The sequence below is a fragment of the Kitasatospora sp. NPDC002965 genome (assembly GCF_040611255.1).
Taxonomy (GTDB): Bacteria; Actinomycetota; Actinomycetes; order Streptomycetales; family Streptomycetaceae; genus Kitasatospora.
The window spans coordinates 1-19,433 of sequence record NZ_JBEXNT010000102.1; the positions used below are offsets into that span (position 1 = coordinate 1).

A 19,433-nucleotide genomic window follows, 5' to 3' on the forward strand; every position below is an offset into this window, starting at 1 on the left:
CGGCGCGTGCGGCCCGGGCGGGACGGCAGGCTCCGCCCGCACGGCAGGCGCCGCCCGCCGCGTACGCGGCCCCGGCCGCGCCCGTTCCGGGGCTGCCGGCGCAGCCGTTCCCGGCCCCCGTGCCGTCGGCCGTCCCGGCCGGGTCCGCCCGGACCGGCTCGCCGATCATCGACCCGGGCCTCCTGCCGGCCGTGATCACCGCCGGTGCGGCCGCGCTGCTGGCCGCCGGTGCGGCCCTCGGCCAGGTGCCGCTGGCCCTGGTGGTGGCGCTGCTCCAGGTGCTGACGGCCGCCGGATGGTTCCGGCTGAACGGCATGTGGCCGGCCCGCCAGGGCATCGCGCTGGCGGCGCTGTCCGGTCTGGTCGCCGACGTGGCGGTGCTGCTGGCCGACGCGGACGGCGGCACGGGGGCGGTGGTCGGGACCCTCGGCGGCTTCTTCCTGCTGGTCCTGGTGCTGCAGACGTTCCGGCCCGCCGATCCGAAGGAGCGGTTCTACGCGCTCACCGTGCTCGGCTCGGCCACGGTGGTGACGGTGCTCTGCACCGCGCTGCTGCTGGCCGACTGGGTGCCGGCGGCGGTCGGAGGTGTCGCCCTGGCGACCCTGCTGGCAGCGGCGCCGCTGCCCGGCCCGAAGCTGCTGGGCCCCGTGCTCGGCCTGCTGGCGGCGGTGGGCCTCGGCCTGGCCGTGGGCGCGCCGCCCGCGCTGGGTGCGGCGGCCGGGATCGGCGCCCTGGTCGGGCGTCGGGTGGCCGGGTACGACTTCCCGTCCCGGTTCGTGCACATGACGGCGGGGGTGGCGCTCCCGCTCGCGGTGGCGGCGCCGCTGGTCTGGATCGCCACCGAACTGCTCGCCGGCTGACCCGGCCGGTCCGGCCGCCCGCCCCATCACGGGCCGGTGGCCGGGCCTGGCACGCGCCGTACGGCGTCCCGTTCCCGGAACCATGCCCCGGGGCGGGACGTCGTACGGTCGTGCGAGGGCGGCCGCCCCTGAGCGGTCGGATCCGACTTCGAACGACAGCGACCGGCGACGACGGGGGAGAGCGATGCGCGGCTGGCTGAAGGTGACGATCGGCCTGGTGGTGCTCTCGGGAGCACTGGTGGGCGCGGACCGGGTCGCCGTCGGGGTGGCCGAGGACGAGGCCGCCGAACAGATGCTGAAGAGCGGCCGGATGAACCAGCGGCCGGACGTGTCGATCGGGGGCTTCCCGTTCCTCACCCAGGTCCTGTCGATGAAGCTGGACGACGTGCGGATCTCCTCGGACGGCCTGACCGTGGGCGACGGCAGCCACCAGGTGGCGCTGCACTCGTTCGAGGCGAAGCTGGCGGGCGTCAAGGTGAGCGACAGCATGAGCAGCGCCACCGTGGACACCGGGACGGGGAGCGGCCTGATCTCCTACGCGGACCTCTCCCAGCTCCTGCCGCCGGCCTCCCAGCTGGTGCCGAACGCGACCGGGCTCTCGCTGGGCGGCAACACCCGGCTGAGCCTCTCGTACGGCGGCCCGGGCAAGATCAAGGCCGCGTTCGGGCCGGTCCCGGTCGGCGAGGGCACGGTGCGCAACCAGGGCAACACGGTGACGGCGGAGGGTTTCCGGCTGACCGGGATGGCCGCGGTGCTGGCCGGTCTGACCAGCCAGAAGCTGGATCCGGTGAGCTTCACCCTCTCCTCGCTCCCGGCGGGGCTGAACCTGGCTGCGGTCACGCCGCAGGAGGACGGCCTCCGGCTGACCTTCGACGGCAAGGGCGTGAAGCTCATCGGCTGACCGGCACCGGGCAGGCCAGGCCAGGCCAGGCCAGGCCAAGCCAGGCCAAGCCAAGCCAGGTCAGGCCAGGCCGGGGCCGGGCCGGTGCGGGTCCGCTTCCCGCCGGTCGTGGTCGTTCGCCTTCGTTCCGCTCCGCGAGACGCGCTGTCCAGCGCGGACCGCGGAGCGGTCGTGTTTCCGCCCCCTGACCGAGGGACGTACGGTGCCCGGCCGGTTCACGGCGCCCATGAATCGACCAAATCCCAGCATGTGATCCATCTGGTCTCAACATTCGATACGCTGATGACAGCGGGCGTCGAGTGTCCCTAGCATCGTCGGCATGAAGCGACAGACGGACCTCACGAAGCGGCGGGCGGTAGACCTGTGCCGCGTGGCCGCCTGTCTGTGTCGAATGCGTTAACTCGGCATCTTGGCTGGGCAGTTGTCGCCCGCCGCCGATTCCTCCGGTGACCTGGACCGGCCTCCCGGGCCGAACGTCGCCGCCGTGCACCGCAGATCACCGCCCGGCCGTGCCGCAGGCCTTCTCCGTCCCATTATTCGGACGTGAATTCGGACCGGTCACCGTCGGACACCCCGCAGCACCCCTCTCCGGCTCACGGCCGGGGGACCCCAGAGCAGCACCACCTTCCGCCAACCGCCCTCGGATGGAGAACATCACCATGAGCCGCAGCGACGTCCTGGTCGACGCCGACTGGGTCCAGGCCCACCTGGACGACCCGAAGGTCGTCATCGTCGAGGTCGACGAGGACACCTCCGCCTACGACAAGAACCACATCCGCAACGCGGTCCGGATCGACTGGAAGACGGACCTCCAGGACCCGGTCCGCCGCGACTTCATCGACCAGGCCGGCTTCGAGGCGCTGCTCAGCGCCAAGGGCATCGCCAACGACGACACGGTCGTGCTCTACGGCGGCAACAACAACTGGTTCGCGTCGTACGCCTACTGGTACTTCAAGCTGTACGGCCACGGTGACGTCCGCCTGCTCGACGGCGGCCGCAAGAAGTGGGAGCTGGACTCCCGCGACCTCGTCGCCGAGGTGCCGGCCCGCGCCGCGACCTCGTACACCGCGCAGGCCGCCGACGCCTCGATCCGCGCCTTCCGCGACGACGTGATCGACGCCATCGGCAGCCTCAACCTGGTCGACGTGCGCTCGCCCGACGAGTTCTCCGGCAAGCTGCTCGCCCCGGCGCACCTCCCGCAGGAGCAGTCGCAGCGCCCCGGCCACGTGCCGAGCGCCCGCAACATCCCGTGGGCCAAGAACGCCAACGACGACGGCACCTTCAAGAGCGACGACGAGCTCAAGGCCCTCTACGAGGCCGAGGGCATCGACCTGGCGAAGGACACCATCGCCTACTGCCGCATCGGCGAGCGCTCCGCGCTCACCTGGTTCGTGCTGCACGAGCTGCTCGGCCAGGAGAACGTGAAGAACTACGACGGTTCCTGGACCGAGTACGGCAGCCTGGTCGGCGTGCCGATCGAGCTCGGCAACTGAGCCGCCTGCTCCACCCGTAAGGCTGAAGGGAAGACAAGACATGTGCGGTGCGAAGGCCGGTGGGCCGGACCTGGCAGGAGTTGACGTGGCGAACGAGACGATCATCCAGGGTTCCGTGACCCGCGACGGCGAGCCGGTCAACGGCTACGTCCGACTGCTCGACGAGGGCGGTGAGTTCACCGCCGAGGTGCCCACCTCGGCGACCGGCCAGTTCCGGTTCTTCGCCCGCCCGGGCAAGTGGACCCTGCGGGCGCTCATCCCGGGCCAGACCGTGGACCGCCAGGTGGTCGCCTCCCAGGGCAACCTGACCGAGGTCGCGATCGCGGTCTGATCCACCCCGGTGGACGTCGTGCCCGAGGGCCCCTGCCGTGCAGGGGCCCTCGGGCATACCGTGGAGGAGTGCAGGCACGCCGGCGACACCGCTACTACTTCGCCATGATGGGCGTCTGCCTCGGGCTGTTCGTGCTGGCCTGGGGCGTCGTGCGGTTCTGGTCCGTCCCGGTCGCGATCGGCATGTGCGCGGTCGCGATGGTGATCCCGCCCGCCGCCGCGGTGTTCGCGAACCGGCGGGACCCCGAGGACGACTGGTGGAACGACCCGCGCTGGGAGGACCCGAAGTGGGACGACCCCGGCCACGACCGGGACCGCCCCGACCGCGAACCCCGCAGGTAGACGGACACCCGTACGGCCCCGGTCGGCGGCCGTCCGTCCGGCCGTGTCAGTAGACGAGCGCCTGCACGCCGTCGGCCATGATCTCGCTGACGAAGACCTGTGCGCCCGCGATCCGGACACCCTCGACGGTGTCCTTCTGCTCGATCCCGCGCCGCGCCGCGCACTGGGTGCAGAGAGTGACCGTGCCGGCCGCCAGGAGCGACTCCAGCAGGTCCGGCAGCGGCGCCGCGTGCGGCAGCTCGAACTCGGCCGCCCTCCCGGGCAGGGCGAACCACGACGACTCGCCGGTCAGCCAGAGCGAGACCTCGACCCCGCTGGCGACGGCCACCGCCGCCACCGTGAACGCCTGCGAGCACCGCTCCGGCGCGTCCGCCCCGGCGGTGACCTTGATGACGAGCTTCTTCGACTGCTGCGACTGAGACGACATGCCGACACCCTAGATCGCCGACGTGGTGGGGCTCACCGAGAACCGTCGGCACCCGGCGGATAGAGTGAGCGCCAGCAAAATCCTTCACACTGTCGCCGCCCTGGGAGCCCCCCGTGTCCGGTCTGGAAATCTTCTTCGACGGTCTGCTGGCCCTCATGGCCGTGCTGATCACCTGGTTCGCCATCTTCGCGGTGATGAAGCTCTACCAGGGCCAGCGCTGACCGGCTGCCGTACGGTTGAAGCAGTCCCGCACCGACGACAGTGACCAGGAACATGATCGAGATTCCCTCTGACCTCCACCGGGACGTCGTCCCGCTCGCCTTCCTCCTCGGCACCTGGGAGGGCGCGGGCGTCTACGACTTCCCCGGTTCGGAGAAGTGCAACTTCGGCCAGGAGATCGTCATCCGCCACGACGGCCGGCCCTTCCTGGAGTTCCGCTCCCGGACCTGGGTGCTGGACGCCGAGGGCGAGAAGATCCGTCCGCTGGAGAACGAGCACGCGTTCTGGCGCATCACCAGCAACCACCAGGGCACCAGCGGTGTGCGGGGGATCGAGATCTCCTCCGTCCGCGACGACGGCACGGTGGAGATCTGGTACGGCGAGCTGGCCGACGGCAAGCCGCAGATCGACGTCTCCACGGACGCGGTGGCCCGGATCGAGGGCTCGCCCGAGTACTCGGGCGGCAAGCGTCTCTACGGCTTCGTCAACGAGGAACTGCTCTGGGTCGGCGAGAAGGCCGCCCCGAACGTGCCGCTGCGCCCGTACATGTCCGCGCAGCTGAAGCGGGTGCTCAGCCCGGCCCAGCTGATCAAGGACATCAACGACCTGCCGGACGACGGCATCGCGTTCTTCCGCTGAGCCGGGGCGTTCCGCGCCGGGCACATCACGCGTGAGGTAGGGACCGGCCCCGCGGCCGGTCCCTACACTTGCCTCAGGACCCCCGACATCGGCAGGGACAGGACCCGTGGCGGACACCGGCACCACCGACTGGCAGCTCTCCGGCGACTGGAAGGCCGGCCTGCGCGAACGCGGCTACCGGCTCACTCCCCAGCGCCAGCTCGTCCTGGAGGCGGTCGAGGCACTCGACCACGCCACCCCCGACGAGATCCTCGGTCACGTCCGGCGGACCGCCAGCGGCGTCAACATCTCCACCGTCTACCGGACCCTGGAGCTGCTGGAGGAACTGGGGCTGGTCTCGCACGCCCACCTCGGCCACGGCGCCCCGACGTACCACCTGGCCGGCCGCCACCACCACCTGCACCTGGTCTGCCGGGACTGCGAGCAGGTCATCGAGACCGGGACCGAGATCGCCCAGCCGCTGGTCGACCGGCTGCGCGCGCAGCACGGCTTCGACACCGACCTCGAACACTTCGCCGTGTTCGGCCGCTGCGCCGACTGCACCGCCAAGCGGGCCGGGGCGCAGCCGTAAGCTTTCCGGTATGAAGAGCCCGCTGCTTGCGCTGCCCGGTGCCGTCCCCGCCGAGGGAACCGACGAGGGGGTGGCCGCCCACTACGGCGACCTCTTCCGTGAGCAGCGCAGGCTCGCGCAGGGCTCCGGGTTCGTGGACCTCTCGCACCGCGGCGTGCTCACCGTCACCGGTGACGACCGGCTCACCTGGCTGCACCTGCTGCTCACCCAGCACGTCAGCGCGCTGCCGCCGCAGCAGGCGACCGAGGCGCTGGTGCTCTCCCCGAACGGGCACGTCGAGCACGCGCTCTACCTGGTCGACGACGGCACCACCACCTGGGCGCACGTCGAGCCGGGGACCCAGGAGGCGCTGGTCGGCTACCTGGAGAGCATGAAGTTCTTCTACCGGGTCGAGGTGGCCGACGCGACCGCCGACTACGCGGTGGTCCACCTGCCGGCCGGCTCCACCGTCTCCGCCGAGGGCGCGGCGGCGGTCCGTGAGCTGACCTGGGGGCGGGACCTCTTCCTGCCGCGGGCCGAGCTGGCGGAGCTGACCCGGGAGTACGGCCCGGCGGCCGGGATCTGGGCGTACGAGGCGCTGCGGATCGAGGGGCACCGGCCGCGGCTGGGCTTCGAGACCGACCACCGCACGATCCCGCACGAGGTGGACTGGCTGAACACCGCCGTCCACCTGCAGAAGGGCTGCTACCGCGGGCAGGAGACGGTCGCCCGGGTGCACAACCTGGGCCGCCCGCCGCGCCGGCTGGTCTTCCTGCACCTGGACGGCACCGAGGAGGTGCTCCCCCCGCACGGGACGGAGGTGCGGCTCGCCTCGGACCCGGACGGGCGGGCGCTCGGCTTCGTCACCTCCTCGGCGCGTCACCACGAGCTGGGCCCGGTCGCGCTGGCGATCGTGAAGCGGAACGTGCCGCTGGACGTGGTGCTGCTCGCCGGCCGGGTGCCGGGGACGCAGGACGTGATCGTCCCGCAGTAGCCGCAGTAGCCGCAGCACCCACGCCGTGCACGCCGGCCGTGCACGGCACCCACGCCGTGCACGGCGGTCGGGGTCGCTCAGACCTCGACCAGCACCGTGAACGGGCCGTCGTTGACCAGCGCGACCTGCATGTCCGCGCCGAACCGGCCGGTCTCGACCTTGGCGCCGAGCGCCCGCAGCTGGGCGACCACCTCGTCCACCAGCGGCTCGGCGACCGGGCCGGGGGCGGCGGCGTTCCAGGTCGGGCGGCGGCCCTTGCGGGCGTCCCCGTAGAGCGTGAACTGGCTGATGACGAGCAGCGGGGCGCCGATGTCGGAGCAGGACTGCTCCACGCCTGCCGCGTCGGGGGCCAGCAGCCGCAGGGTCCAGAGCTTGCGGGCGAGCTGGGCCGCCTTGGCCGGGGTGTCGTCGTGGGTGACGCCGATCAGGACGCAGAGCCCGGGCTCCTCGATCGCGCCGACGGTCTCGCCGGCCACCGTCACCCTGGCCTCGGTCACTCGCTGCACCACTGCTCGCATGCGGCCATTGTGCCGGAGCCGGTGGGGGCGCCCGCGGGCCCCTGGGGGCGCTCGAAGACTTGGCGCGCGCTGGGTAGCGTGCGCCTGCGCGCCGGTTGGCGCCGCTCTCCCTGCGAAAAGCTTCCGTCATATCAGCCACCCCTCTTCGCCAGGGGGCCGTTCGGGTGCACGGGCGGTGCGGCGGCGGCGGGCGGGGTGGCACGCTGGGGGACCGTACAAGGGGTCCGGGGCGCCAAGGTCCGCCGCGCCGGGCCCGGTTCGGCCAGGAGGCCGAGCCGGTGGGTCAGGTGTTCTGGCGGTGTCGCCCTGACGGGTGGTGCCGGTCGGGGGCGGGAACCTTCGCGGGTGGTCAGGGCGTGGCCCGGAGGGGTACGCGCCACGGGCGCACGCGACGGGAACGGGCCGGGCCGGCGGCAGGCGACGGGGTGCCGCGAGCGGGCGGGATCGGGACGACGGCAGGTGGTTGGCTGATGGACGCGAGCAGTACGGCGCAGGACCGGTACGGGCGGGTGCCCGAAGACCCGGAACCCGGTCCGGCACCGGGGACGGGAACGCCGGGCCTGGGACAGCTGGGCCTGGAGGAGCTGCGGATCCTGCGCAGGGAGACCCTGGAGCAGGAGGCCGACCTCTCCTACCTGCGGCGGCTGCTGCACGGGCGGATGGACATCCTGCTCGCGGAGCTGGACCGTCGGCCCGGCGGCGCGGCCCCCCGCCCGGCGGACGGGGGAGAGCCGGCCGGCGCCCTGCTGGAACGGTTGCCGGCCATCCTCACCGACGCGCCGTCCACCGTCCGCCGGTCCGCCCGGCACGTCACCCTGGGCCCGCCGCGCGGCCAGCAGTCCCAGCTGGAGGCGGACGCACTGATGGGCGACGTGCAGCTGGCCGACCTGGCCGCGCACCCGGCCGAGGAGCTGCTGGCGGCACTGGACCGGCTGCGCGCGCACGAGCGTGAGGTCTCCGGGCGGCGGCAGCTGCTGCTGCGGACGGCGGACGGCTGCAACGCGGAGATCACCCGCAGGTACCGTGATGGGGAAGCACGGGTCGACGACCTGCTCGCAGGCGGCCCGCTCTGACCGGGTGAGGCGCCAGGGGCGGGGCCGTTCCCGGCTCGCCCCCGGCCCACCCTCATTTCCGGAAGGCTCCCGCCATGTCCAACCCCACCGCCCTGTCCGTGCTCGCCGAGGTCGTCCGCTCGGGGTTCACCGAGGGCCGGCACCACGGCTCGCTGGTCCTGCTGGCCGCCGACGGCTCGGTCGAGTTCGCGCTGGGTGCGCCGGACGCGCCGGTGTTCCCGCGCTCCTGTGCCAAGCCGTTCCAGGCGGTGGCCACCCTGCGGGCCGGACTGGCGATCGAGGGTGAACTGTTGGCGCTGGCGGCTTCCAGCCACTCGGCAGAATCGTTTCACCTCGACGGGGTCCGACGGATCCTGACCGAGGCCGGGCTCGACGAGTCCGCCCTGCGGACGCCGGCCGACCTCCCGCTCGACGAGACCGAGGCCGAGCAGTACCTGCGCTCCGGCGGAGAGCGCGCGCCGATCCTGATGGACTGCTCCGGCAAGCACGCCGGCTGGCTGGCCGCCTGCGTCGCCAACGGCTGGCCCGTCGACAGCTACCTCGACCCGGCCCACCCGGTCCAGCTGCTGGCCCGCGAGGCGCTGGAGGAGGCCACCGGCGAGACCGCCGGGCACGCCGGGGTGGACGGCTGCGGTGCGCCGCTGCTGGCGGTCAGCCTCACCGGACTGGCCCGCGGCTACCGGGCGCTGGTGCTGGCCGGGGCCGGCACGCCGCAGCGCCGGGTGGCCGACGCGATGCGGGCGCACCCCGAGTACGTCGCCGGCACCCGCCGGGCCGACACCTGGCTGATGCGGGCGGTGCCGGGCGCGCTCTCCAAGATGGGCGCCGAGGCGGTCCAGGTGGTGGCGCTGCCGGACGGCCGGGCGCTCGCCTTCAAGATCGACGACGGTGCCGAGCGGGCCCGCGGACCGGTGCTGGCGGCCGCGCTGCACCGGCTGGGCGTCTCCGCCGAGGACGGGACGGTCGAGCGGATAGCCGCCTCCCCGCTGTTCGGTGGCGGCGTGCCGGTGGGCGGGGTCCGGGCGGCCTTCTGAGCCTCGGCGCCGTGGGCCCCTCGCCGTAGGCCCCGGCCGGCGGTCGCCGGAGTGCGGACGGACGGCCTCCGGTGCACGGTGGACCGGGGGCCGTCGCACAGCTGAGGGAGTCCGTCATGAGCGAGCACGTCTACCGGGTGACCGAGATCGTCGGGTCGTCGACCGAGAGCATCGACGCCGCGATCCGCAACGGGGTCGAGCGGGCCTCCCGGACGCTGCGCAACCTCGACTGGTTCGAGGTGACGCAGGTCCGGGGCCACCTTGAGGAGGGCCGGGTCAAGCACTACCAGGTCGGCCTGAAGATCGGCTTCCGGCTGGACGACGAGGGCTGAGGCGACCCACCCACCCGGACCGAACCCACCCGGACCGACCCGTGCCGGACCGAACCCACCCGGACCGAACCGACCCGGACCGACCCGGACCGGACCGGCCAGACCTCAGCCGAACCGGCCCGAACCGGCCCGGCCCGCGTCAGTCGCGTTCGGGCAGGACCAGCGGGACGCCGGTGCGCGGATGCGGCAGCACCTCGACCGGGTGGCCGTAGACCTCGCTGAGCAGCGGCGCGCGCAACACCTCGGCCACCGGTCCGTCGGCGACCGTCGCACCGCCGGTCAGCAGCACCACCCGGTCCGCGTAGGCCGCCGCCAGCGTGAGGTCGTGCAGGACGACGACCACGGCGTCCCCGGCGGCGGCCCTGGCCCTGGCGACCCGCAGCACCAGTTCCTGGTGGCGCAGGTCGAGCGCGGCGGTGGGCTCGTCGAGGAGCAGCAGCGCGGTCCGCTGGGCGAGGACCCGGGCCAGGGCCACCCGGGCCCGCTCGCCGCCGGAGAGCGCGGTGAACGGCCGCCCGGCGAAGGCGGTGGACTCGGTCGCGGCCATCGCCTCGGCGACCACCGCGTCGTCCTCGGCGGCGGCGGCCGTACCGGACCAGGGCGCGCGGCCCATCCGGACCACCTCGTCCGCCGGGAACGGGAAGGAGAGGGCGGCCGACTGCGGCAGCAGCGCGCGGTGCCGGGCGAGTTCGGGGGGCCGGTAGCCGGCCAGCGGCCGGCCGAGCAGGCGGACCTCGCCGGCGGTCGGCGGGAGGTCGCCGGCCAGCACGGAGAGCAGGGTGGACTTCCCGGCGCCGTTCGGCCCGAGCAGGGCGACCACTTCGCCGGCCGTCACCCGGACGTCCGCGCCGGCCAGCAGCTCGCGCCCGCCGACGGTCAGCCGGACGGCCTCGGCGGTGAGCAGTTCGGTGCCCGGGGCGGGGCGTGCGGGCACCTCGGGACGGGTTCGCAGTCTCATGCCCAGCCTCCCTGCTTGGTCCGGGTGCGGCGCAGCAGCCAGAAGAAGAACGGGCTGCCGATCAGTGCGGTGAGCACGCCGAGCGGGAGTTCGGCGGGCTCGGCCAGGGTGCGGGCGGCGAGGTCGGCGGCGACCAGGACGAGGGCGCCGCCGAGGGCGGAGGCGGGCAGCAGGAACCGGTGGCCCGGTCCGGCGACCATCCGCAGCAGGTGCGGGACGACCAGGCCGACGAAGCTGATGATGCCGCTGACCGCGACGGCGGCGGCGGTGAGCAGGGCGACCAGGGTGATCAGCACCAGGCGCATCCGCTCGACGTCGACGCCGAGGTGGCGGGCCGGCCGTTCGCCGAGCGCGAGCAGGTCCAGCGGCCGCGCGTAGCGGGGGGCGAGGGCCAGTCCGACGAGTGCGAACGGCAGGACGGCCAGCACCTTGCCCCAGGTGGCCTGGGCGAGCGAGCCGAGCTGCCAGAAGGTGACCTGGTTGATCGCGGCGGTGTCGGCGGTGAAGAGGAAGAGGCCGATCAGCGCGCCGCAGAAGGCGTTGACCGCGACGCCGGTGAGGATCAGCGTGACCACCTCGGTGCGGCCGCCGGAGCGGGACATCGCGTACACCGCGAAGACCGTCAGCAGGCCGGTGGCGAAGGCGAAGGCGGTGATGGTCCAGTTGCCGAAGGCGTCCAGGCCGAGCACGATGCAGGCGACCGCGCCGACCGCGCCGCCGGAGGAGACGCCGATCACGGCGGGTTCGGCGAGCGGGTTGCCGAAGACGCCCTGCATCAGTGCGCCCGCGCAGCCGAGCGAGCCGCCGACCAGCAGGGCCAGCACCACGCGGGGGAGCCGGACGTTCCAGAGCACCGACTCGGGGACGCGGTCGAGCGGGTGTCCGCCGAGGCCGAGCCGGTGGGCGAACGAGGCGAGGATGTCGCCGAGCGGGATGCGGTAGGCACCGATCCCGGCCGCGAGCAGGGCGCAGAGCACCAGCGCGACGGCCAGGCCGACGACGACCAGGGTGGTCCGGCTCCGGGGCCGGGCCAGGGGGACGGTCTTCTTCTGTACGGCGGTGGTCACTTGGCGGCCGCCGGGTAGAGCTGTTCGGCGATCTCGCGGATCACCTGCGGGGTGCGCGGGCCGTAGCTGAGCAGCTGGCCGTCCTCGATGGAGACGACCCGGCGGTCCAGCCCGGCGGGGGTCTGGGCGACGCCGGGCAGCTTGAGCAGGCCGTCGACGCCGCCGACGGAGTCGAGGCCCTTGCTCATCACCAGGATCGCGTCGGGTGCCGCCTTGACCAGGGCCTCGCTGGTGAGCGGGGTGAAGTCGCCGGAGAGCCCGGCGGCGGTTCCGGCGTCCTCGCCGCCGACCGCCTCGATCAGCGAGCCCGCGCCGGAGGCCGGGCCGCCGAGCAGGAAGACCGAGGCGCTGCCGCGGAGGTAGAGGAAGGCGACCTTGGGGTGGCGGTCGACGGCCGGCAGGGCGGCCCTGGCCTGGGTGATCCGCTGCTCGGTGCGCTCCTTCAGCTGCCGCCCGGCGTCGGGGACCCCGAGTGCGGCGGCGACGGTGTCGATGCGCGGGCCGACGTCGCCGAGCTTCTTGGCGTCGTCCAGCACGATCAGCGGGACGCCGGCGGCGCGGATCTGTTCGATCGCCTCGGCCGGGCCGGTGGAGCGGTCGGCGAGGACGAGGGTCGGGTGCATCGAGAGCACGCCCTCGGCCGAGACGTCGTGGGCCTGGGTGATCACCGGGAGGGCGGCGGCCTGCTGGAAGGTGGTGGAGACGTCCCGGGCGATCACCTTGGGGCCGAGGCCCAGGCTGAAGACGATCTCGGCCAGGCTGCCGTTGAGTGGGACGATCCGGTCGGCGCTGGCGACGGTGACCTGGCGTCCGTCGGCGGAGGCGACGGTGGCCGGGAGCTGCGGGGCGGGCTCGCCGGGCAGCGGTTCGACCGTGTCCGGGGCCTTCGTGACGCCCGTTCCGGTGGCGGCGCCGGTGGAACCGGTGGACGGGCCGCAGGCGGTCAGGGTGAGCAGCAGGCCGAGGGCGAGCAGCAGGAGGGCAGGCCCGAGGGCTGCCCGGCTTCGGGTGGTACTGCTGCTCAACATGGGCCCCTTCGGTGGGAGTTGTCCCTGCTGGGTGCCATGTGTGGGGGGCGACCGGCGGGGCTCTTGACTCATATATTAGGTTAGCCTTACCTCAATCCCGCAAGGGGGTCGGTGGTGTACCGACTCTCTTTCCCCCGTCGCGCCGAGGAGTGATCCGCGTGCCTCTGCCCAGCCGGCTACGTCGTCTGGCCGCCGTCCTGGTGGCCGCCCTGGCTGCCCTGATGACGGCCGCGCTGCTGCCCGGCCAGGCGGTGGCGGCCGAGGGGAAGGTCTCCGGCGGGCGGCTCGACTGGGGGATCAGGCAGTCCTTCCTGACGTACGTCACCGGGCCGATAGCCAAGGGGAGTTGGGCGCTGACCGGAGGTGCGGCGACCGTTTCCGGCAGCGGCTTCCGGTTCCACTCCGCCAACGGCACGTACGACCCGGCGAGCGGCGCGCTGACCGCGGCGTTCTCCGGCGGGGTCCGGTTCACCGGGCACCAGGAGAACGGTGTCAACGTGCTCGACCTGAGTGTCGGACGGCTCACCTTCCGGGCCGCTCCGGGCGGCGCGGCCGGGCTGTACGCGGACATCAGCAGCAGGTCCAAGGAGACCGGCCAGGTCAGCAGTGCGAGCCAGGCCAAGCTGGCCGACCTCTCGCTGGCCGGCGTCGACCTGCGCGGCGCGGCCGGCACCCTGACCCTCAGCGGCGTCCCGGCGACGCTGACCGACGCCGGGGCCAAGGCCTTCGGCAGCTTCTACACCGCCGGGACGGCGCTCGACCCGGTCAACCTCTCGGTCAACCTCCCGGCGGCCCAGCCGGCTTCGACGGCACCCTCGACGGCCCCGACGGCCGCCGCGTCGACCCCGGCCGGGACGTCCGCACCGACCGCCGCACCGACCGCCGCAACGCCCACCACGCCGGAGCCGACCGCCGCACCGACGACGCCGGCCGCCCCGGCGGCGACCCAGGATGCCGCCGCCCGGGCGGAGTTCGGCAACGGCGCGCTCGACTGGGGCGTCCGACGGACCTTCCGCGACTACGTCACCGGCTCGATCGCCCAGGGCCGCTGGGAGCTCACCGGCGGCGCGGCGGACGGCGGCGCCTTCTTCCGCTGGACCCCGGCCAAGGGCGCCTACGACCCGGCGACCGGCGCCCTGACCGCCGCCTTCACCGGTGGCGTCCGCTTCACCGGTCTGAAGACCGGTGACACCCACGGGCTGGACCTCACCCTGGCCAACCTCGGCGTGACGATCGCCGACGGTCAGGGGAGGCTGCTCGCCGACGTCTCCGGCCGGACGCCGGACGGCGCCACCCAGCAGCTCACCGGCGTCGAGCTGGGCGCCTTCGACCCGGCCGGGCTGAAGCCCGAGGGCGGCCTGCTCAAGGCCGCCGAACTCCCGCTGAAGCTCACCGAGGCGGGCGCCAGGGCCTTCGGCAACCTCTACCCGGCGGGCACCGTGATGGACCCGCTGAGCTTCGCCGTCGCGCTCGACCCGGCCGCCGCCCTCCCGCCGCTGCCCGACATCGGCAGTGCCCCGGCGGCGACGCCGGCCCCGTCGGCGACCGCCTCGCCCTCCGCCGCCCCGGTGGCCGACGCCGCCGATGCGGGCGGATCCGGCGGAGTGCCGACGGCGGCCGTGGTGGCCGGCGTCGCGCTGGTGGCGGCGCTCGCCGCGGCCGGCGGCGTGTACACCCTCCGCCGGCGCCGGGCCGCGCCGACGGACCCCCCGGCCACCGCCCCGGCCGACGCGGCCTGACCGCCGCTCCACCTTCCCCCGCTCACCGATCGGAGTACCCCCATGTCCCGCAGCACCGCCCTGCCTTCGGCCGGCCGCCGCAACCGCACCCGGCTGGCGGCCCTGGCCGCCGTCACCGCCGGTCTCGGCCTGGCCGCCGCAGGCGTCCCCGCGCTGGCCTTCGGTGCCGGTGCGCCGACCACCGTCACGTACGACACCGGTTCGCTGGACTGGGGCGTGAAGGCCAGCTTCCGGAACTACGTGACCGGCCCGGTCGGCCAGGGCGCCGTGGAGCTGACCGGCGGCGCCACCACCAACGCCGACGGGACCTTCCACTTCGGTCTGGTGAGTGCCGCCTACGACATGTCCACCCACGCGCTCAGCTCCTCGTTCACCGGCGGGGTCCGCTTCACCGCCCACCACGGCGCGCTCGACGTCGCCCTCAGCGACCTGAGGATCACCACGGCCGGGACGGCCGGCACGCTGACCGCCGACACCGCGTCCAAGGAGTCGATGGGCGCCACCGAGGTCACCCGTCGGGACGACGTGCCGCTGGTGACCTTCACGGTCGCCCGGGACACCACCAACGGCGTGCCGGCGGCGGCCAAGCTCACCGAGCAGGGCGCCAAGGCGTTCGCGGGCTTCTACCAGGCCGGTTCGGACATGGACCCGCTGGCGCTGCTGCTCAAGCAGAGCCCGGCCACGCCGTCCCCGACCGCCACGCCGACCGCCACCGCGACGCCCTCCGCGACCCAGTCGCCCACCGCCACGGGCTCCCCCTCGGCGACGCAGTCCCCGTCCGCGACCCAGTCGCCGACCGCCACGGGCTCCCCGAGCGGTTCTCCGTCGGCCACCCAGTCGCCGAGCGCGACCGGCTCGCCCTCCGCGTCCGGCAGCCCGTCGGCCACCGGCTCCCCGAGCGGGTCCCCGTCGGCCACCGCCACCGGCACCCCGTCGGCCACGACCACGTCGACCACCCCGCCGGCCGCCGGCCAGCTCGCCGTCGTCGACGGCAGCCTGGACTGGAAGGTCAAGGAGAGCTTCCGCAAGTACCTGCAGAGCCCGGTGGCCAACGGCAAGGTCGAGTTCGGCGGCGGCGCGGCCGACTACCGCTTCGGCGGCGCGACCGGCAGCTACGACACCCGGAACCACACCCTGTCGGCGGGCTTCGCCGGTTCCGTCCGCTTCCTCGGCCACCCCGCGGCCGGCGGCTACCAGCTGGACACCACCTTCTCCAAGCTCGGCCTGAGCATCGGCAAGGACGGCGCGTTCCTGACCGCCGACGTCAACGCCAAGTCCCTGGACGGCAAGACGTCCACGCTGTCCGGTGCCCGGATCGCCAAGCTCGACCTGTCCAAGGCCTCCCTCGCCCCGGTCAACGGCGTGGTGACGCTCACCGGCGTTCCGGCCACGCTGACCGCCGAGGGCGTGCCGGCCTTCGCCAACTACCCGGCGGGCGAGGTGCTCGACCCGGTCACCGTCTCGCTGGCCTTCGACAAGAACGCCCAGCTGCCCACCAACCCGGCCGGCGGCGGCACGACGGGCGGGACCGCCGCGGGCGGCACCGGCAGCGGTACCGGCACGGGTGGGGGCACCGGTGCGGGCTCGGTGGGCGGTGCCTCGCTCACCACCTCCGGCGGCGCCTCGCTGGGCGGCTCGGGCGTGCTGGCCTCCACCGGCTCGTCCACCCCGGTGGCCCCGCTGCTGGCCACCGCCGGCGGTCTGCTGCTGGCCGGTGGCGGCGCCACCGTCCTGGCCCGCCGTCGCGGCGCGGCCCGGGCCTGAGGACCGGCCGCCGGCTCGACGGCCCCGAGCCGGCGGCCCCACGGGAACGGCCCCGGCGAGCAACTGCTCGCCGGGGCCGTCGCCGTACGGGGTCGTTCAGGCGCTCAGCGGGTACCGCGTGTCGAGGTCCCGGAAGATCGCGCCGTTGAGCTGGAAGGCCTGCTTGCACTCCTCGACCACCCGGCGGCGCTCGATCTCGTCCAGCGCCAGCCCCGCGGCGTCCAGCTTGGCCCGGTAGTCGCGCTTGAAGGCGGCCGGGTTGCCGACCTCCTCGAAGACGTAGAACCGCACGCCGTCACCCTTGCGGTCGAAGCCCCAGGTCTTCTCCGCGATGCCGCGGATGATCTGGCCGCCCGACAGGTCGCCCAGGTAGCGGGTGTAGTGGTGCGCGACGTACCCGGCCGGCCACTGCTCGGCCAGCTCCTCCACGCGGGCCGCGTACGCGGCGGTGGCGGGCAGCGGCGACAGCGCGTCGCGCCATCCGGGCCCGAGCAGGTGCGCCAGGTCGCGCTCGATGGCGGCGGTCCGCATCAGGGCCCGGTCGATGAACGGCCCGGCCACCGGGTGCTCCGCCAGCTCGGCGGCCCGGCCCTCCAGGGCGCGGTAGACGTACCAGAGCTGGCCGGTGAGGTCGGCGTAGGCGTCGACCCCGAGGTGCCCGCCGAGGAGCCGGCTCATGAACGAGGACTGTTCCGCGGCCTCGTGTTCCGCGCTGCTCGCGGTGCGCAGCACGGTGGAGAACGGGACGGGCTGCTCGGGTATGGGCATGCGGGCCTCCAGGTATCGAGTACACCCCCGATTGCTTTGGTTAGCCTAGCCTAATCTTTCGTCATGCCGACAGGGTGTCGGGAAGATTCGTACCCCCCCCCCGGGAGTCCCGGAGAACGGCGAAGGCCGGGACCCGCGGGACAACCCCGCGAACCCCGGCCTTCGACTGCCGCGACCTGCCCCGAGCCGCTCCGGCGGACGGACCGCCGGGCGGACGAGCTCGGTACGACGACTCAGTGGCCGCCCTGCTCCGCCAGACGCTTGATCGACGCGGTGACCTCGGCCTCGGCCTCGGCGCGGCCGACCCAGTTGGCACCCTCGACCGACTTGCCCGGCTCCAGGTCCTTGTAGACCTCGAAGAAGTGCTGGATCTCCAGGCGGTCGAACTCCGAGACGTGGTGGATGTCCTGGAGGTGCTCCCAGCGCGGGTCCGTCGCCGGGACGCACAGCAGCTTGTCGTCGCCGCCGGCCTCGTCCGTCATCTTGAACATGCCGATGACGCGGCACTTGATCAGGCAGCCGGGGAAGGTCGGCTCCTCCAGGATGACCAGCGCGTCCAGCGGGTCGCCGTCGTCCGCGAGGGTGCCCTCGACGTAGCCGTAGTCGGCCGGGTAGCGGGTCGAGGTGAAGAGCATCCGGTCCAGGCGAAGGCGACCGGTCTCATGGTCGACCTCGTACTTGTTGCGGGAGCCCTTCGGGATCTCGATCAGGACGTCGAACTCCAACGGTTCCTCCAAGGTAGGGACTGACAGAATCCAAGTGTCTCCTACGGGAGTGGATGCTCAGGAAAGGGGCCGGGTCGTGCGCGCAGGGGCTGGGGCGGGGGGCCGCCGTCGGGGGACGGCCGCGGGGCTGTTCGGGACGGCACTGCTGGTCGCGGGGACGGTGCTGACGTCGGGTGGTGCGTACGCGCAGCCTTCCGCGACACCCGGGGCGACGCCCACGCCCGGCGGGTCCACCGCACCGCCCGGCACCGGCACGCCCGGGCCGGGTACGCCGGCGACCGGCACCCCCGCGACCGGCACGCCCGCGACCGGCACGCCCGGGGCGGCGTCCGCCTCGGCGTCCCCCGGCTCCGCCGCCCGCCCCGCACCCGCCGCCGGCACGGTGCTGGCCGCCGCCGAGGCCGGCCCGGGCGCCGGACTGCCCACCGCACAGGGACTCCAACAGGCCCTCGCCCCCGTGCTCGGCGACCGGAACCTCGGCACCGTCAGCCTCGCCGTCGCGGACGCCGCCGACGGCCGGCTCCTGTACGGCAGCGGGGAGAACACCCCGGCCACGCCCGCCTCCACCACCAAGCTGGCCACCTCGGTCGCGGCCCTCTCGCTGATCCCGGCGGAGACCCGGCTGACCACCCGGGTCGTCAAGGGCGCGGCCCCCGGCGGGATCACCCTCGTGGGTGGTGGCGACCCCACGCTGACCGCGCTGCCCGCCGACCAGGTGCAGATCGCCGGCCTGCCCGCCGACCCCGACACCGCCCCGGCGTCGCTGGACGCGCTGGCCCGGCAGACCGCCACCGCCCTGAAGGCGGCCGGCACCACCACCGTCTCGCTGGACTACGACCTCTCGCTCTACTCGGGCAACCCGCAGCACAAGAACCACGACGGGGAGAACATCGCGCTGGTCACCTCCCTGATGGTGGACGAGGGCAAGGTCGACCCGAAGAGCCGCGAGGACGCCCCCGCCCGGTTCGCCGACCCGGCCGGCCAGGCCGCCGAGGCGTTCGCCGGCCTGCTGAAGGCCCAGGGCATCACCGTCCAGGGCAAGGCCAAGCAGGCGTCCGCCCCGGCCGCGGCCGACGCCGCGGTGCTCGGCCGGGTGGACTCGCCGACCATGGCCCGGCTGGTCGAACGGATGCTGACCACCTCCGACAACACCCTCGCCGAGGCGATCGCCCGTCAGGCCGCGCTCGCCGCCCGCCAGCCGGCCGGTTTCGAGGGTGCCGCCACCGCGGTCACCCAGGAACTCGCCCGGCTCGGCGTGCCGATGACCGGGGTGGTGATCAACGACGGCAGCGGCCTCCACACCGGCAACGCGATCCCGCCGGTCGTCCTGGTCAGGCTGCTCGCGCTGGCGGGCGCCGACCAGCACCCGGCGCTGCGACCGGTGATGACCGGTCTGCCGATCGCGGGCTTCACCGGCACCCTCGGCAAGCGGTTCGGCGCCGGATCCGGCGCCGCCGACGCGGCCGGGCTGGTCCGCGCCAAGACCGGCAGCCTCAGCGGCGTCAACACCCTGGCGGGCACCGTGGTGGACGCCGAGGGCCGGCTGCTCTCCTTCGCCGTGATGACCCGGACCGGGGCCCCCGTCGACGCGGCCCGCGCCGCGATGGACCGCATCGTCGCCCGGCTGGCGGCCTGCGGCTGCCACTGACCGGCCACTGTGGCTCCCCCCGGC

Annotated in this window: 21 protein-coding genes and 1 pseudogene; 15 read left to right on the forward strand and 7 right to left on the reverse strand. The window is 74.1% G+C overall.

Annotated elements, in window-relative coordinates; all coding sequences use genetic code 11:
* The 6 genes and pseudogenes from ABZY91_RS30350 to ABZY91_RS30375 all read left to right on the forward strand — a co-directional run.
* Nucleotides 1–860, forward strand: a pseudogene (locus ABZY91_RS30350) (hypothetical protein); the annotation flags it as partial.
* Nucleotides 861–1,044: 184 nt separating this feature from the next.
* On the forward strand, nucleotides 1,045–1,761 hold the full coding sequence (locus ABZY91_RS30355) for a DUF2993 domain-containing protein (RefSeq protein WP_329950621.1): 717 nt from the start codon (nucleotides 1,045–1,047) through the stop codon (nucleotides 1,759–1,761).
* Between the two features lie 319 nt (nucleotides 1,762–2,080).
* On the forward strand, nucleotides 2,081–2,161 hold the full coding sequence (locus ABZY91_RS30360) for an Ms5788A family Cys-rich leader peptide (RefSeq protein WP_350517234.1): 81 nt from the start codon (nucleotides 2,081–2,083) through the stop codon (nucleotides 2,159–2,161).
* Between the two features lie 259 nt (nucleotides 2,162–2,420).
* Nucleotides 2,421–3,254 (forward strand): sulfurtransferase, encoded by an 834-nt coding sequence (locus tag ABZY91_RS30365; RefSeq protein WP_329883989.1) that lies wholly within the window; start codon nucleotides 2,421–2,423, stop codon nucleotides 3,252–3,254.
* Between the two features lie 40 nt (nucleotides 3,255–3,294).
* A complete protein-coding gene (locus ABZY91_RS30370) occupies nucleotides 3,295–3,585 on the forward strand; it encodes a DUF1416 domain-containing protein (RefSeq protein ID WP_030397542.1) in 291 nt (96 codons plus the stop codon).
* 68 nt (nucleotides 3,586–3,653) lie between these two features.
* Nucleotides 3,654–3,926 carry a DUF3099 domain-containing protein gene (locus ABZY91_RS30375; protein ID WP_329950620.1) on the forward strand — a complete coding sequence of 91 codons (273 nt, stop codon included), beginning with the start codon at nucleotides 3,654–3,656 and terminating at the stop codon, nucleotides 3,924–3,926.
* Between the two features lie 46 nt (nucleotides 3,927–3,972).
* Here ABZY91_RS30375 and ABZY91_RS30380 read toward each other — a convergent pair whose 3' ends face one another.
* On the reverse strand, nucleotides 3,973–4,353 hold the full coding sequence (locus tag ABZY91_RS30380; protein WP_329883987.1) for a DsrE family protein: 381 nt from the start codon (nucleotides 4,351–4,353) through the stop codon (nucleotides 3,973–3,975).
* A gap of 273 nt (nucleotides 4,354–4,626) precedes the next feature.
* Between ABZY91_RS30380 and ABZY91_RS30385 the strand changes: the two genes are divergently transcribed.
* The 3 genes from ABZY91_RS30385 (at nucleotide 4,627) to ABZY91_RS30395 (ending at nucleotide 6,755) form a co-directional block, all read left to right on the forward strand.
* On the forward strand, nucleotides 4,627–5,211 hold the full coding sequence (locus ABZY91_RS30385; RefSeq protein ID WP_329883986.1) for an FABP family protein: 585 nt from the start codon (nucleotides 4,627–4,629) through the stop codon (nucleotides 5,209–5,211).
* A 106-nt stretch (nucleotides 5,212–5,317) separates the two neighbouring features.
* Nucleotides 5,318–5,782 carry a Fur family transcriptional regulator gene (locus ABZY91_RS30390; RefSeq protein ID WP_329883984.1) on the forward strand — a complete coding sequence of 155 codons (465 nt, stop codon included), beginning with the start codon at nucleotides 5,318–5,320 and terminating at the stop codon, nucleotides 5,780–5,782.
* A gap of 10 nt (nucleotides 5,783–5,792) precedes the next feature.
* Nucleotides 5,793–6,755: a folate-binding protein gene (locus tag ABZY91_RS30395; protein ID WP_355406034.1), complete on the forward strand. Its 963-nt coding sequence runs from the start codon at nucleotides 5,793–5,795 to the stop codon at nucleotides 6,753–6,755.
* A 77-nt stretch (nucleotides 6,756–6,832) separates the two neighbouring features.
* Here ABZY91_RS30395 and dtd read toward each other — a convergent pair whose 3' ends face one another.
* A complete protein-coding gene (gene dtd, locus ABZY91_RS30400; RefSeq protein WP_355406035.1) occupies nucleotides 6,833–7,273 on the reverse strand; it encodes a D-aminoacyl-tRNA deacylase in 441 nt (146 codons plus the stop codon).
* 470 nt (nucleotides 7,274–7,743) lie between these two features.
* Here dtd and ABZY91_RS30405 point away from each other — a divergent pair, with 470 nt between their 5' ends.
* The 3 genes from ABZY91_RS30405 (at nucleotide 7,744) to ABZY91_RS30415 (ending at nucleotide 9,712) form a co-directional block, all read left to right on the forward strand.
* Complete coding sequence (locus ABZY91_RS30405) at nucleotides 7,744–8,346, forward strand: ABC transporter substrate-binding protein (protein WP_355406036.1); 603 nt, start codon at nucleotides 7,744–7,746, stop codon at nucleotides 8,344–8,346.
* A gap of 74 nt (nucleotides 8,347–8,420) precedes the next feature.
* Complete coding sequence (locus ABZY91_RS30410) at nucleotides 8,421–9,380, forward strand: asparaginase (protein WP_329883980.1); 960 nt, start codon at nucleotides 8,421–8,423, stop codon at nucleotides 9,378–9,380.
* A 116-nt stretch (nucleotides 9,381–9,496) separates the two neighbouring features.
* Nucleotides 9,497–9,712 carry a dodecin gene (locus ABZY91_RS30415; RefSeq protein WP_329883979.1) on the forward strand — a complete coding sequence of 72 codons (216 nt, stop codon included), beginning with the start codon at nucleotides 9,497–9,499 and terminating at the stop codon, nucleotides 9,710–9,712.
* A gap of 139 nt (nucleotides 9,713–9,851) precedes the next feature.
* Here the strand turns inward: ABZY91_RS30415 and ABZY91_RS30420 are convergent, their stop codons facing one another.
* The 3 genes from ABZY91_RS30420 to ABZY91_RS30430 are packed head-to-tail and all read right to left on the reverse strand — an operon-like array spanning nucleotide 9,852 to nucleotide 12,765.
* Nucleotides 9,852–10,670 carry a heme ABC transporter ATP-binding protein gene (locus ABZY91_RS30420; protein ID WP_329883978.1) on the reverse strand — a complete coding sequence of 273 codons (819 nt, stop codon included), beginning with the start codon at nucleotides 10,668–10,670 and terminating at the stop codon, nucleotides 9,852–9,854.
* The gene (locus ABZY91_RS30425; RefSeq protein ID WP_329884022.1) at nucleotides 10,667–11,704 is read right to left on the reverse strand and encodes an iron ABC transporter permease; all 1,038 of its coding nucleotides are present in this window, start codon (nucleotides 11,702–11,704) and stop codon (nucleotides 10,667–10,669) included. Before ABZY91_RS30425 ends, ABZY91_RS30420 begins: the two co-directional genes overlap by 4 nt.
* A gap of 29 nt (nucleotides 11,705–11,733) precedes the next feature.
* The gene (locus tag ABZY91_RS30430) at nucleotides 11,734–12,765 is read right to left on the reverse strand and encodes an ABC transporter substrate-binding protein (protein ID WP_355406037.1); all 1,032 of its coding nucleotides are present in this window, start codon (nucleotides 12,763–12,765) and stop codon (nucleotides 11,734–11,736) included.
* A 158-nt stretch (nucleotides 12,766–12,923) separates the two neighbouring features.
* Here ABZY91_RS30430 and ABZY91_RS30435 point away from each other — a divergent pair, with 158 nt between their 5' ends.
* A complete protein-coding gene (locus ABZY91_RS30435; protein WP_355406038.1) occupies nucleotides 12,924–14,504 on the forward strand; it encodes an HtaA domain-containing protein in 1,581 nt (526 codons plus the stop codon).
* A gap of 42 nt (nucleotides 14,505–14,546) precedes the next feature.
* The gene (locus ABZY91_RS30440; RefSeq protein WP_355406039.1) at nucleotides 14,547–16,268 is read left to right on the forward strand and encodes an HtaA domain-containing protein; all 1,722 of its coding nucleotides are present in this window, start codon (nucleotides 14,547–14,549) and stop codon (nucleotides 16,266–16,268) included.
* A gap of 96 nt (nucleotides 16,269–16,364) precedes the next feature.
* Here the strand turns inward: ABZY91_RS30440 and ABZY91_RS30445 are convergent, their stop codons facing one another.
* Entirely contained in the window at nucleotides 16,365–17,036 is a 672-nt protein-coding gene (locus tag ABZY91_RS30445) for a biliverdin-producing heme oxygenase (protein ID WP_329883973.1), read from the reverse strand.
* A gap of 233 nt (nucleotides 17,037–17,269) precedes the next feature.
* Nucleotides 17,270–17,761, reverse strand: coding sequence for an inorganic diphosphatase (locus tag ABZY91_RS30450; protein ID WP_148643392.1), 492 nt, complete (start codon nucleotides 17,759–17,761; stop codon nucleotides 17,270–17,272).
* 76 nt (nucleotides 17,762–17,837) lie between these two features.
* Between ABZY91_RS30450 and dacB the strand changes: the two genes are divergently transcribed.
* Nucleotides 17,838–19,409 carry a D-alanyl-D-alanine carboxypeptidase/D-alanyl-D-alanine-endopeptidase gene (dacB, locus tag ABZY91_RS30455; RefSeq protein ID WP_355406040.1) on the forward strand — a complete coding sequence of 524 codons (1,572 nt, stop codon included), beginning with the start codon at nucleotides 17,838–17,840 and terminating at the stop codon, nucleotides 19,407–19,409.
* Nucleotides 19,410–19,433 lie beyond the last annotated feature (24 nt).